The sequence below is a fragment of the Streptomyces sp. NBC_01260 genome (assembly GCF_036226405.1).
Lineage (GTDB): Bacteria > Actinomycetota > Actinomycetes > Streptomycetales > Streptomycetaceae > Streptomyces > Streptomyces laculatispora.
This window is the reverse complement of sequence record NZ_CP108464.1, coordinates 2,211,763-2,224,830: the sequence shown is the minus strand read 5'-3', so window position 1 is coordinate 2,224,830 and position 13,068 is coordinate 2,211,763. Positions and strand designations below refer to the sequence as shown.

The following is a 13,068-nucleotide window of genomic DNA, read 5'->3' as shown; positions in this document are numbered from 1 at the left end:
GGTGTGGGTGGAGGCATTCTGCCATCGGCATATGCCAAGAGGTCGCTGCGGAATTGCTCATTCCGGGTCAGGGATTCCCTCGGAACGGCCCCGGAGTGCCCGCCTTGCAGCCATGATGGTGTCCATGGCGGGCCTGGAGGGTATGGAGCAGCCGCGACAGCGCAGCAGCGCGACAGCGGCACGGAGGATGCCGGCCGTCGAGGACGAACAGGCGTTCAAGGCGCTGGAGTTGTTCGGAAATCCGACGGAGGACGAAGTCCGGCTGCCCTCCCGCCCGGAGTCCGCGGCCACCGCGCGCCGGCTCACCTCCTGTGTGGTGCTCCGCCAGTGGGGGCTCTCCCCGCAGACCGGCGAACACGCCGTTCTGCTCGTGTCCGAACTCGTCGGCAACGCGGTGCGGCACACCGGCGCCCGGGTTTTCGGTCTGCGGATGCTGCGCCGTCGCGGCTGGATCAGGATCGAGGTGCGCGACCCCTCGCGCGGACTGCCGTGCCTCATGCCCGTCCAGGAGATGGACATCAGCGGACGGGGCCTCTTCCTCGTCGACAAACTCTCCGACCGGTGGGGCGTGGATCTGCTGCCGCGCGGCAAGATCACCTGGTTCGAGATGCGGATCTCCGACCGCTGACAACCCCTGGGTGACGGCCCCCGGGCGGCTGCCCCGGGCGGCTCCGGATGCACAGAAGCCCCCGGTTCGGCCGTGGTGCGGCGGTGCGGGGGCTGCTGTGTGGGGGCCGTGAAATGGGGGGTGTGTTCACGGCCGCTTATGACGGCCCGGCTCGGGTCAATGCGGGTCGTGTCACCGACTATGGCAGACGGGCGACTCCATCGCCAAAGCCCCAAAACGCCCATAGCGTGATGAATCAGTGCATTTGCGCGATGAATCACAGGTGTGCTGGGTCACTTGCCTGGAAATCTATGAATGCCGAACAGCCTCTGCGGGTGATTCATCGATCGCCAAGGGCGTGGGCGGTGCGCATCCGTGTGACCTGCGGAAGCGGGGAAAAGGGTCAAGTGTCACTTTTCTGACATTACCCACTTACTGTTCTGCACATGAACGACTCCGACGCACCGGTGCACCGCCGCAGCGCCCTGCGCGCAGGAGCAGGGGCCGCCCTCGCCGCAGCCCTCGCCACCGGATGCGGGGACCGGGACACTGCTGGGACATCGGCGAAGACCCTCACCCACCCGGCCCCGAAGAAACCGGCCGCCACCGTCGGAACACCCGCCCCCGCGCCCGCCCCGCGCCGCTTCCCCGGGCAGCCGGTGCAGATCGACCACGGCCCCCGTGACCAGCCGCGCGTCGCCCTCACCTTCCACGGCCAGGGCGACCCCGCCATCGCCCGGACCGTGCTGGCCGAGGCCGAACGGGCCCGGGCCCGGGTCACCGTCCTCGCCGTCGGCAGCTGGCTCGACGAACACCCCGAGATGGCCCGCCGGATCCTCGACGGCGGCCACGACCTCGGCAACCACACCCAGCGCCACATCGACATCTCCTCGATGGGCGAGGCCCAGGCGTACGCGGAGATCACCGGATGTGCCCAGCGGCTGAGCCGGCTGACCGGCTCCATCGGTACCTGGTTCCGGCCCTCGCGCACCCAGTACGCCACTCCGCTCGTTCAGCGGCTCGCCGTCCGCGCGGGGTATCCGCACGTCCTCTCGTACGACGTGGACTCCCTCGACTTCACCTCGCCCGGCGCCGCGGCCGTCACCCGCAAGGTGGCCGGCGAGATCCGTAACGGATCGGTGGTGAGCATGCACTTCGGCTACGCGGACACGGTCGCCGCGCTGCCCCTCCTTCTCACCGAACTCGACCGCCGCGGACTGCGTGCGGTGACGACCACGGAGCTGTTGACCTGATGCTTCCCTCCACCACGCGCACCGCGGCCCTGCTCGGGGGCGTCCTGCTCGCCGTACTCACCGGCTGCGGCACCCCCGCCGAAAAGGGGGCGTCCGACGCCACCACCGAGGCCGCCGCGCCACCCGTCAGAGCCGAGCACGTCACCCCGCCCGCACCGCCCGGACTGGCCGGGATGCCGCCGGTGCTCGATCCGGCGAACGTCTACGCGGCCGACGCCGCGGGAAAGCTGTCGCCGGCCGTCAAGGGCTTCCCGTCCCGGGTGTACGTACCCAACACCAACTCCAACACGGTGACGGTGATCGACCCCGCCACGTACAAGGTCATCGAGACCATCCCGGTCGGCCGTCAGCCGCAGCACGTCGTCCCGTCCTGGGACCTGAAGACCCTCTGGGTCAACAACGACCTCGGCGACAGCCTCACCGCGATCGACCCCGCGACCGGCAAGGCGGGGAAGACGGTCGACGTCTCCGATCCGTACAACCTCTACTTCACCCCGAACGGCAAGTACGCCATCGTGATGGCCTCGATGGACCGTCAACTGGTCTTCCGTGACGCCCACACCATGAAGACGGCCAAGGCCGTCCCGGTCAGCTGCGCGGGCGTGAACCACGCCGACTTCTCGGCGGACGGCCGGTACTTCATCGTCTCCTGCGAGTTCTCCGGCGAACTCCTCAAGGTCGACACGGCCAGGATGAAGGTGGTGGGCCAGCAGAAGCTGCCGTTCAAGGGCGCCATGCCGCAGGACGTGAAGCTGTCGCCCGACGGAAGCACGTTCTACATCGCGGACATGATGGCGAACGGCATGTGGGTGCTGGACGGAAAGAAGTTCACCACCCCGAAGCTGCTGCCCACCGGCAAGGGCTGCCACGGGCTCTACGTCAGCCGCGACGCCAAGGAGATGTACATCTCCAACCGCGGCGAGGGCTCCGTCTCCGTCTTCGACTTCGCGCAGAAGAAGCTGGCGAAGAAGTGGCATCTGCCGGGCGGCGGCAGCCCCGACATGGGCGGCGTCTCCGCGGACGGCAAGGTCCTCTGGCTGACCGGGCGTTACAACGCCGAGGTGTACGCGATCGACACCACCAGCGGCAAGCAGCTCGCCCGGATCCCGGTGGGCAAGGGACCGCACGGTCTCGCCGTCTACCCGCAGCCGGGCCGGTACTCGCTGGGCCACACCGGCGTCTTCCGCTGAGCCCGCACCCCGGGTCCCCGCTCCTGCCCCCCGGCCGGCCGGTGGCTCACCCCTCGATCAGCAGCGCCTCCGAGCCCACCGGCCGGTAGCCCGCCGCCTGGAACGTCCGCACACTGCGGGCGTTGCCGGGCGACTGCTGCGCCCACACCACCGTGTCCGGCACCAGGTGCCGGGCCGCCCGCGCCAGCCGTTCGCCGAGCCGCTGCCCGCGCGCCTCCTCGGCCACCTCGATCGCGGTCTCCCAGCGCCCCGCGACGCCGCGTCCGAGGATCAGCACACCGCCCGCGGCCCCCCAGACCCGCACCTCGTCACGGAACTTCATCGCCCGTGCCACCCGGGGGTGTCCGGGGTCGCGGATCTCCCGCAGCTCCAACTCCGGTGCGCCCGGCAGCGCGGGTGCGACCGTGAGCAGGTCGATCGTGTTCATCCGCCGACCGGTCCGGGCCAGCAGCGCGCCCAGGAAGTGCGGATTCATCGTCGCGGCGAGCGCGTCACCGGGGGTGGCGGCCAGGGCGGCCCGCACCCACCGTGGGTCCTCGTCCGTGAACACCACCGAGTGCGCGGTGAACGCCAGCACCCCGGCATCCCGTACGTTCGGCTGCCGCACCACCGTGGTGGCCCCGTCCGGCGGCGGAAACCGCCCCTGCGCCGCGGCTGCCAGGATCCCCGCCAGTGCATCGGTCATCGCGCCGTACTCTCCCCGCTCCGGGCCACCGTCCGCCGGGCGGCGGACGGACCCACCCATGATCGATGACCGGCCGCCGCGATCGCCATCCGTCAGGCCCGTTAATCTGACCTCCGTCATATAGGCATTACGAAGGGGCGGAACAGTGGCGGACATCGAGTCGGCGCGCAAGGCGTTCGAGCGGTTCGACCTGAACGGCGACGGGCTGATATCGGCTGCCGAGTACAAGAGCGTCATGGCTCAGCTGGGGGACCCCTATGTCACCGAGCCGGTCGCGCAGGCCGTGATCAACTCCCACGACGCGAACGGTGACGGCCTCCTCACCTTCGACGAGTTCTGGGCCGCGCAGAACAAGGGCTGACGGCCGAGGACCCCCGGCCGGCGGGCCGGGGGCCGCGGACCCGCTCCCCTCACGAACCGGACGGGCCGGCGGACCCGTGCCCGTCGAAGGCCTCGTCCGGCGTCGCCACCGGACGGAACAGGTCGTGCAGCCGGCCGGCCCGCAGCAGCCGCAGGATCCTCGGGCAGTCGCAGACGAGCCAGAACTGCCCGTCCCGGTCCAGCACCCGCCGGCGGGCCCGGCACAGCAGCGTCAGCCCCGAGCAGTCGAGGAAACTCACCTCGGTCAGGTCGACCACCACATGCGGTGACCCGTCCGACGTGGCGACGTCGAGGGCCGGTGTGATGAGGGCGGCGGTCGCGATGTCGATCTCGTCGCGCAGCGCCACCACCGTCCGGCCGTTCCTGCGGTACACGCGGCCGCACGGCTCGGGCAGGGGGACCAGCGCAGGGGATGCCGTGGGGGACAGCCTCTCGGTCATGATGCCTCTCCTCGCAGCGCCGAATCCCCGGAGGCACCCGGGGCCTGGGTGGCTGTCAGTGAGGTGACAGTCGGTGAACCTAACCCGAGGCTCGCGTCGGGTGGGGGTGCAGAAACGTTCGAGCCTCTCGTAATGCGTCCTTCCGGGTGAATGTTCGATGGTGCCGTGGACGTCGAGGGGTTGTTTGTGTGGTTGTCGGTCAGGAAAGGGGGTGGGCGGTGCTCCACTCACGTGTGCCCGCACCCGCCCGCCGCAGGTCCGCGGCGGCCGTACTCGTCAGGGCGGGGGCCTGCCTCCTGGCCGTGGCGGCCGCTCTGCTGGGCGCCACCGCCGTCGCCCGCGGCACCGGTGAACTGCGCATACCCGCCGCCGGAACCGCCACCCTGCTGCGTACGGTCCTCTTCGGCGCGCTCGCCGTTCACCTCGGCGGCCTCGCCGCCACCGCGCTGGCCCGCTCGCTGCCCGACCGGCCGGAAACCGCACCGCGCGGCTGGGCCGCGGCGGCCTCGGTCGCCGGGGCACTGGCCGCGGCCGGACAGATCCTCCGGCTCGCCCGGGTAAGCGATCTCGGCCTCGTCGAGACCTACGGCACCCGCGAGGGCGGGCTCCTCCTCCTCACCGCCAACGGCTTCGCCCTCGCCGCGTGCTGCGCCGCGAGCAGCCGCCCGGCACTGGCCGCCGCCCCGCTCGCCCTGGTCGTCGGCGCGGAGGCGTTGCGCGCCCACCCCGAGGCGTACAGCCCCGCGGTGGGCGCCGCGCTCACCGTCGTCCACCTGACCGCCGCGTCGCTCTGGTGCGGCGGGCTGCTCCAGGTGCTGCGCACCATGCGGCTGTGGCGGCGGACCGGGCCCGGGGCCGCCCGCGCCCTGCTGGGCCGCTACGCCCGGCTCGCCGGGTGGCTGTTCGTGGCCCTGGCGGTGACCGGTACGTTCAGCGCACTGCGCCGGCTGCCGCCGGATGTCGTCCTCACCTCGGCGTACGGGCGCGCACTGCTGGTCAAGATGGTGCTGATGGCCGTCGTGAGCGTGCTGGCGCTGGGAGCGCGCCGGAGGCTGGCGGCGGACCCGGACCCCGCGGTCGCCCGGCGCCGGGCACGCCGCGAGCTGGTCGCCCTGGGGGCGGTCGTCCTGGTGTCGGCGGTCCTGACCGTCGTACCCGACCCGCACTGGCTCAGCACCCGCTGACCGACACCGGGCGCTTCCCGTCCGGCGCTGCCCGCTCAGCGCTGCCCGCGGTAGGGCGCCCAGCCGCGCAGTTCGTCGTCGCGCGGGGCGCGCGCCGTCCCGGGGGCGCCGGGGCCGAAGAGCATCACCGGACGCGACACGTCCCAGGCGGGCCACCCCGGGTCACCGGAGACGGCGAACCGCACCCACGCCGTGTGCATCGCGTCGGCCAGCTCCTGCGGGGCGTCCCGGCCCGCGAGCGCCACCGCGTCCGGCCGGTCCAGGTTGTCGAAGACGAAGCCGATCTCCAGTCCGTGGCAGGCGCCGAGCCGCTGGACGGGGGACGGCCAGCCGAACTCGTAGAGGTGCGTGCCGCCGGCCGCGCCGGTGCGGGCGTCCGCCAGCCGGTTCAGCGGTACGCGCAGCAGCAGGTCGGTGGCGAGGGCGCCGAGCAGTTCGCCGGGGGTGGCGCCGGGCCGGTTCGCGCGGTAGGTACGGGCCGTGGCGCCCGGCACCTTGAACTTCATCAGGGCCAGCCGGAGTTTCGTGCGGGAGAGCCGTTCGGTGAGCCCGCTGGGCACGAACCAGAGCCGGTACTCCTCGGTGTTGGAACCCATCAGCAGATCGACGCCGGACGCGGCGCCGTCCCGCAGCGCCTCGGCCGGCTCGCGGGGCAGCAGATCGCCGTCCACCACGATCTGGAAGGAGTTCCCGCCGGTCAGCGGGGAGCCGCCGCTCGTCACCGAGGTCTGCGCCGCCAGGAGCGCGGCCGGGTCCACGGCGGCCAGGTCCCGCGCCGTCGCCGCCACTCCGAGCCGTTTCGCGATCAGCTCGGTGGTGCGGCGGCCCTTGTCCAGGGGGAGCGCGGACGGGGCCCCGCTCTGCAGCACCGCGCGCCGGAACAGACCCCGGGCCCGGGGCGCGGCGAGCAGCGCGCCGATACTGATGGCACCCGCCGACTCCCCGCACACCGTCACCAGGTCCGGATCGCCGCCGAACGCCGCGATGTTGTCCCGGACCCAGCCGAGCGCCGCGAGCTGGTCGAGCAGCCCCCGGTTCGCGGGCGCGTCCGGGAACACCCCGAAGCCCTCGATGCCGAGCCGGTAGTTGAGCGACACGAGCACCACACCGTCGCGCGCGAAGGCGGCCCCGTCGTACAGCGGGACGGCGGACGAGCCGTGCAGCAGTGAGCCGCCGTGGATCCAGACGAGGACGGGCAGCCCGGTGCGGGCGGGCGACGGGGTCCACACATTGAGGTTGAGGCAGCCGTCGCCGGGCACCTCGGGATCGGGCAGCAGCCGGTCCAGCGGCGGGGCGTACGGCCGCTTCGGCGCGGTCGGACCAAAGGCCACCGCCTCCCGTACGCCCTCCCAGGGCTCCGGTGGCGCCGGGGCCCGGAACCGGTGGGCGCCCACCGGCGCGGCCGCGTAGGGGATGCCGCGGAAGACGGCGACGCCCGGTTCGAGTGTGCCGCGGACGGTGCCGTGGGCCGTCTCGGCGCGCGGAACGGCCCGGTCCGCGCCGGATGCGGATATCGGAGGAGGTACGGCTGTCATGAGATGCCTCCAGCCCTTCTGCGGTACGGCCGGCGAGTTCGGGTCATCGGGCTGCCGCCTGCCATCGGGCGTGCGTATCAGCACATCACGGCAGGGGGCGGCCGACCATTCGTGAGGGCGGCGGCCCTCGTCCGGTCATGGCGCGGCGCTCGTACGGTCCTGGGACGGCCGCACCGGGGAGCGGCTGCTTCGGGAAGCGGGCGTTTCCGGCCGCGGGCGGGCGGGTCGTTGCCGGTTCAGCCATCGGGGCGACGAATGTCCGGAAAACGCTGCCGGGTGCCCGCGTTCCGGTGCCGTGCGCCGCCGCGGCAGGGCCCGGCGGGGTGCGCCGGACCCTGCCGGGCACCGCGCCGGGCGTCCCGTCAGGCGGCGAAGTTCCGGGACAGGGAGTCCTGTTCGTCGATCTCCACGAGGTCGGGGCGGGTGTAGCGCTCCGCCCTCGCGTGGTAGTCGAAGTCCCCTCGGACGATCCCCCGGTAATCCTGGACGCAGCGTTCCAGGGCGGCTCGCGGGAGGCCCTCGATTCCCGCCGCGTCCATCTCCTCGATGAGTTCCTTCTCGGCCCGCTGAACGCGGTCGGCAATGCGCGCCAGCAGGATTCCCGCTTCGTCCGCCGCCTCCTGGAGCGTGCCCCCGCGGTCCCGCTGAATGAGCCGGACGGTGTTGTGCTCGTAACCGAGCAGGGCCTCCTTCTCGAAGGAGCAGATATCGTTGCAGAGGCCTGAGTGGTCGGTCACCGCATTGCGTAACGCGATATAGGCGGGAAGGTTCCGTGCGGATTCCGGAAGGTCTATTCCGGCCGAGATCTCGTGCAGATCGAGGAACGGTTGCATGGCCACCGAATCACGGCGGTGCTTCACGAAATCGGCCGTGCTCGGTACATGGCCGGCGGCCCGGTCGACGGCCTCGGCGTAGTACGTCCACAGCCAGGCCGCCGTGTCCCTGCGGAACTGCCGTACCCAGTGCGCCGGCCGGTCCGTGCAGGTCCGGGCCAGTAGTTCGTCGAGGGCACGCTCCATGGGGCCGGCCGGTGCCCGTGCGCCGTCGAGCACGTCCACCAGATGTGTGATGGCGGATTCGCACAGCCCGGGGTCGCGGCCGGCCGGGCCGTCGTCGAACTCGTCATCGACGAGGAACGCCCAGAAGAGCCACTGGCAGAACAGGTCGAGGTGTTTCTGTGAGGCCTCGGGAAATATCAGGGAAATCCAGAGTTCGGGGCGGGTCCTGATCATTTTCTTTTGGGCCACCGGCGACAGGACGAGATCGCTGGACTCAGCCCATTCCCAGGCGGCCTGCCTGGTTTTCTCAACTCCCGGATTACATCCCGCGCTCTCGAACGGCATGTGGAATTCTGGAAGCGCGATCTTGCTCATGATGCACCTCGTCGAGACGATACGAACAGGGAAGGGGGATGCGTGAATCGAATCGCGCAGGCAAGGCCGGAGCGGCGAGCGGTGAACCCGGCCCCGTCGATCGGCGCATCGACACGGCCGCGTCATCGGGGACAGCTGTCCGCACCGGCCCGGCGAACGGGCGGTGAGACCGTGAACCGGCTGTGGCGGACCGCCGCGGGAGCGGATCAGCGGCGGCGGGGCGGTCGGCCGGTCCGTGGGGGCCGCGACGCTCTTCGCGAAACAGTGCGGCCGGGCCGGACGGCCGGATCCCGTCGGGGATGCGTCATGTGAGGGGCGGCTGTCATCGCTGTCCTCTTTCCTCCGCCGGGGCCTGGGCATCGGAGCAGGGCCCCGCGGGGCCCATGGCAGCGGACCGCCTGACGTGCACAGCGGTTGCGTCACCACTCGTCACGACCAGTGAACTCCCAGTATGCGGGGGAGGGAAGCCGCATGTGACTGAAAATGTGTGTTCGCCAGGAACGCCTGCCCAGTTATGAGCGGTTGGAGTACTCCTGTGCTGGCCGGGGTGGCGGACGGCAGGCGGCCGCCCGGCCGGTTCGGCGCACCGGCTCTCCTCCCCGGTCCCTCTCGCCGTAGGGCCGGTTCAGACGGGCAGCGAGGCGAGCCAGTCCGTCAGGATCGAGTTGACCTCCTCGGGGCGCTCCTGCTGGATCCAGTGGCCGCAGCCGTCCAGGATGTGTGAGGAGACCAGGCCGGGCAGCGTCGTGGGATACGCCGCGACGGCATCGGCCAGCCAGGTGGTGGAGGCGTCCAGGGACCCGCCGAGGAAGAGGGACGGCTGAGTGACGGGTGCGCCGTCGAAGTCCGCGAGATCCTCCCAGTCCCGGTCCATGTTCCGGTAGCGGTTGAGCGCCCCGCTCATCCCGGTCCGCTCGAACTCGCCCGCGTAGAAGTCGAGTTCGGCCTCACCGAGCCAGCCGGGCCGTCGGTCGGGGAATCGCTCGCGCAGCGTCCCGCCGGGCCCGGCGAAGTGCGGGTCCGGGGCGTCGGGCGCGGGCATGGTGTCGGCGGAGAACGCCGCGTAGAAGCCCGCGAGCCAGCCGCGGACATCCGGCTCGATCTCGGCCTCCGCCCGGCCGGGCTCCTGGAAACGCGAGACGTAGAACTCCTCGCCGCCGCCCATCCCCGCGAAGACCTCGCTGGGACGCGGACCGCCGCGCGGGGCGTACGGAACGCTCAGCAGCCCCACCGCGCGGAAGACATCGGGCCTGATCAGCGCGGAGTTCGCCGCGATCGCCGCACCCCAGTCATGGCCGATGACCACCGCACTGCGCTCGCCGAGCGCGTGCACCACGGCGGCGTTGTCCTCGACCAGTTCGCGCATCCGGTACGCCGCGACGTCCCCGGGCCGGGAGGACCGTCCGTATCCCCGGACATCGATGGCGACCGCCCGGTATCCGGCGGCGGCCAGCACGGGCAGCTGGTGGCGCCAGGAGTACCAGGACTCCGGGAATCCGTGCAGCAGCAGCACCAGGGGGCCGGTGCCCTGCTCCACCAGGTGGATACGGCCGGCCGGAGAGGGGACGGTGCGGTGCGTGGGCTCCGGGGACGGGGCGGGCTGCTGCGACATGAATCCTCCGCGGTCTCGGTCTGCGTCGGTCACGATCGGGCGTGTCCGCCGACCGCGCTCACGGACCCGCGCCGCCCGGGAGCGGCCCGACGGCCCGGACGACGATCATGCGACGGGTACCGGGCCCGCCGCGAGCTCTGTTGCCGCTTCGGCAAACCCCGGCCGTGATGCGGCCGTCGCGGCCCGGCAGGGGTTCCCGCCGTACTCACCGCATGACGGGTGGCCCACCCGGTGCAGGGCAACGCCTGGGGTCCCGCCGCAAGCCACTGCTTGGGATCCTCGCCGGTGTTGAATGAGCGGCCCGGACTCCGGTCACCCCTAGGTCCTGTTTCTCGGATCTCCTGACCTGCGAGGGGTGTTGGGGCCAGGCTGGGTTCATGGGCCGTGGGGATCTGACGAATGCGGAGTGGGATCGGCTGGAGTCGTTCCTACCTCCTGGTGGTACGCGTGGAGGTCGGTGGAGCGATCACCGCCGGGTGATCAACGGGGTTCTCTACCGGGTGCGGACCGGCGTGCAGTGGCGGGATCTGCCGGAGCGATTCGGGCCATGGGAGACGGTCTATAAACGACATCGTCGCTGGTCAGCCGATGGAACCTGGCAGATGCTGCTGTCTCGCATCCAGGTAGCCGAGGACGCCGAGGGCGGCATCGACTGGGACGTGTCGGTGGACTCGACAGCCGTGCGAGCCCACCAGCACGCCGCCGGTGCGAGGAAAGCGCCCCCGGCCGCCGTCCCTCAAAGGGGGCCAAGTGGGGGACGAACCAGGTCGATCCGGTACTGCGGAGACTGACCATCCGCCTGGAGGAGGTGGTCAGGTCGGCGAATGTCTGGGACGTTCCCGCGGAGGATTCACCACCAAGATCCACCTCGTTGCCGAGGGACGATGCCGGCCCCTCGCCTTCGTCCTGACACCCGGACACTACGGAGACGGACCCCAGCTCGAGCGGGTGCTGGAACAGGTTCTGGTGCCGCGAGCCGGAGTCGGCCGGCCACGCACCCGGCCCGACCATGTCTTGGCGGACAAGGCCTACACGTCCCGGAAGAACCGCCGCTACCTGCGACGACGCGGAATCCGGCACACCATCCCCGAACGTCTCGACCAGCAGAGACACCGCAAGAACCGAGGTTCACGCGGCGGTCGGCCTACCGGTTTCGACAGCGAGCTCTACAAGAAGCGCAACACCGTCGAACGCACCATCAACCGCCTCAAAGGCTTCCGCGCCGTCGCGACCCGCTACGAGAAACGCGCCTACATCTACCTCGGCACCGTCACACTCGCAGCACTCATGATCTGGCTCCGTACATGATCCGAGAAACAGGACCTAGCACTCGATGATGTTCACCGCGAGCCCGCCGCGCGCCGTCTCCTTGTACTTGACGCTCATGTCGGCCCCCGTCTCCTTCATGGTCTTGATGACCTTGTCGAGGGAGACCTTGTGGCTGCCGTCTCCGCGCAGCGCCATCTTCGCGGCCGTGACGGCCTTGACCGCCGCCATGCCGTTGCGCTCGATGCACGGGATCTGGACGAGGCCGCCGACCGGGTCGCAGGTCAGGCCCAGGTTGTGCTCCATGCCGATCTCGGCGGCGTTCTCGACCTGCTCCGGGGTACCGCCCAGGACCTCGGCGAGCGCGCCCGCGGCCATGGAGCAGGCGGAGCCCACCTCGCCCTGGCAGCCGACCTCGGCGCCGGAGATGGAGGCGTTCTCCTTGAAGAGCATGCCGATGGCTCCGGCGGCCAGGAGGAAGCGGACGATGCTGTCGTCCTTCTCCGCCTCGGTGGCGCCGCCGGCCGCGAAGTTCACGTAGTAGTGCAGCACCGCCGGGATGATGCCCGCGGCGCCGTTGGTCGGGGCGGTGACGACGCGGCCGCCCGCGGCGTTCTCCTCGTTGACCGCCATCGCGTAGAGCGTGATCCACTCCATCGCGTGGGTCTGCGGGTCGCCCTCGGCGCGCAGCTGGCGGGCGGTGTTCGCGGCGCGGCGGCGGACCTTGAGGCCACCGGGCAGGATGCCCTCGCGGGACATGCCGCGGGACACACACGCCTGCATGGAGCGCCAGATGTCCAGCAGACCGGAGCGGATCTCGTCCTCGGTGCGCCAGGCCCGCTCGTTCTCCAGCATGAGGGAGGAGATCGACAGACCGGTGTCGCGGGCGAGCCGCAGCAGTTCGTCGCCGGTGCGGAACGGGTTCTTCAGCACGGTGTCGTCGAGGACGATCCGGTCCTCGCCCACCGCGTCCTCGTCGACCACGAAGCCGCCGCCGACCGAGTAGTACGTCTTCTCCAGGAGCGGGGCGCCGTCGCGGTCGAATGCGAAGACCGTCATGCCGTTGGCGTGGTACGGCAGGGCCTTGCGGCGGTGCAGGATCAGCTGCTCGTCGGCGTCGAAGGCGATCTCGTGCATCCCGAGGAGGTTGAGCCGGCCGGTCGAGCGGATCTCGGCGACCCGGTCGTCGGCCGTTTCCACGTCGACGGTACGGGGGGACTCGCCCTCCAGGCCGAGCAGGACGGCCTTGGGGGTGCCGTGGCCGTGGCCGGTGGCGCCGAGCGAGCCGAACAGCTCGGCGCGTATCGAGGCGGTGTGGGCCAGCAGGCCCTCGTTCTTCAGCCGGCGCGCGAACATACGGGCCGCGCGCATCGGGCCGACCGTATGGGAGCTGGACGGGCCGATGCCGATCGAGAACAGGTCGAAGACCGAGATGGCCACGGGTGACTCCTCAAAGCGCTGGTAGACGCCGTTGTCTGCCGGGTGGTGCGGTACGGGCCGGGTCGGCCCGAAGAGCGGGGACAAGGGATGGGGCACCGCGCA

Annotated in this window: 12 protein-coding genes; 6 read left to right on the top strand and 6 right to left on the bottom strand. The window is 71.2% G+C overall.

Going from position 1 to position 13,068, the window contains the following annotated elements:
• Positions 1-112: 112 nt before the first annotated feature.
• From OG322_RS09685 to OG322_RS09675, 3 genes are all read left to right on the top strand, one after another.
• Complete coding sequence (locus OG322_RS09685; protein ID WP_123461774.1) at positions 113-628, top strand: ATP-binding protein; 516 nt, start codon at positions 113-115, stop codon at positions 626-628.
• Between the two features lie 425 nt (positions 629-1,053).
• Positions 1,054-1,860, top strand: coding sequence for a polysaccharide deacetylase family protein (locus OG322_RS09680; protein ID WP_123461775.1), 807 nt, complete (start codon positions 1,054-1,056; stop codon positions 1,858-1,860).
• Positions 1,860-3,050, top strand: a complete 1,191-nt coding sequence (locus OG322_RS09675; RefSeq protein ID WP_123461776.1) for a YncE family protein — start codon at positions 1,860-1,862, stop codon at positions 3,048-3,050. The genes OG322_RS09680 and OG322_RS09675 overlap by 1 nt, the downstream gene beginning before the upstream one ends.
• Before the next feature lie 46 nt (positions 3,051-3,096).
• Here the strand turns inward: OG322_RS09675 and OG322_RS09670 are convergent, their stop codons facing one another.
• Complete coding sequence (locus OG322_RS09670; protein ID WP_123462511.1) at positions 3,097-3,735, bottom strand: GNAT family N-acetyltransferase; 639 nt, start codon at positions 3,733-3,735, stop codon at positions 3,097-3,099.
• A gap of 145 nt (positions 3,736-3,880) precedes the next feature.
• On the opposite strand from OG322_RS09670, the gene OG322_RS09665 reads away from it, so the two are divergent.
• A complete protein-coding gene (locus tag OG322_RS09665) occupies positions 3,881-4,096 on the top strand; it encodes an EF-hand domain-containing protein (RefSeq protein WP_123461777.1) in 216 nt (71 codons plus the stop codon).
• A 49-nt stretch (positions 4,097-4,145) separates the two neighbouring features.
• On the opposite strand, the gene OG322_RS09660 is transcribed toward OG322_RS09665, so the two are convergent.
• Positions 4,146-4,556, bottom strand: a complete 411-nt coding sequence (locus OG322_RS09660; RefSeq protein ID WP_123461778.1) for an STAS domain-containing protein — start codon at positions 4,554-4,556, stop codon at positions 4,146-4,148.
• Between the two features lie 218 nt (positions 4,557-4,774).
• Between OG322_RS09660 and OG322_RS09655 the strand changes: the two genes are divergently transcribed.
• Positions 4,775-5,740 (top strand): CopD family protein, encoded by a 966-nt coding sequence (locus tag OG322_RS09655; RefSeq protein WP_123461779.1) that lies wholly within the window; start codon positions 4,775-4,777, stop codon positions 5,738-5,740.
• 35 nt (positions 5,741-5,775) lie between these two features.
• Here the strand turns inward: OG322_RS09655 and OG322_RS09650 are convergent, their stop codons facing one another.
• The 3 genes from OG322_RS09650 to OG322_RS09640 form a co-directional block, all read right to left on the bottom strand.
• The gene (locus tag OG322_RS09650) at positions 5,776-7,275 is read right to left on the bottom strand and encodes a carboxylesterase/lipase family protein (protein WP_123461780.1); all 1,500 of its coding nucleotides are present in this window, start codon (positions 7,273-7,275) and stop codon (positions 5,776-5,778) included.
• A 362-nt stretch (positions 7,276-7,637) separates the two neighbouring features.
• Positions 7,638-8,648 (bottom strand): terpene synthase family protein, encoded by a 1,011-nt coding sequence (locus tag OG322_RS09645; protein WP_443066536.1) that lies wholly within the window; start codon positions 8,646-8,648, stop codon positions 7,638-7,640.
• A 625-nt stretch (positions 8,649-9,273) separates the two neighbouring features.
• The gene (locus OG322_RS09640; protein ID WP_329306296.1) at positions 9,274-10,260 is read right to left on the bottom strand and encodes an alpha/beta fold hydrolase; all 987 of its coding nucleotides are present in this window, start codon (positions 10,258-10,260) and stop codon (positions 9,274-9,276) included.
• A gap of 377 nt (positions 10,261-10,637) precedes the next feature.
• On the opposite strand from OG322_RS09640, the gene OG322_RS09635 reads away from it, so the two are divergent.
• A protein-coding gene (locus OG322_RS09635) for an IS5 family transposase (protein ID WP_443066535.1) occupies positions 10,638-11,568 on the top strand; the annotation gives its coding sequence in 2 pieces (ribosomal slippage) (positions 10,638-10,975 and positions 10,974-11,568; 933 coding nt in all).
• Between the two features lie 15 nt (positions 11,569-11,583).
• On the opposite strand, the gene OG322_RS09630 is transcribed toward OG322_RS09635, so the two are convergent.
• Entirely contained in the window at positions 11,584-12,966 is a 1,383-nt protein-coding gene (locus OG322_RS09630; protein WP_123461782.1) for an L-serine ammonia-lyase, read from the bottom strand.
• Positions 12,967-13,068 lie beyond the last annotated feature (102 nt).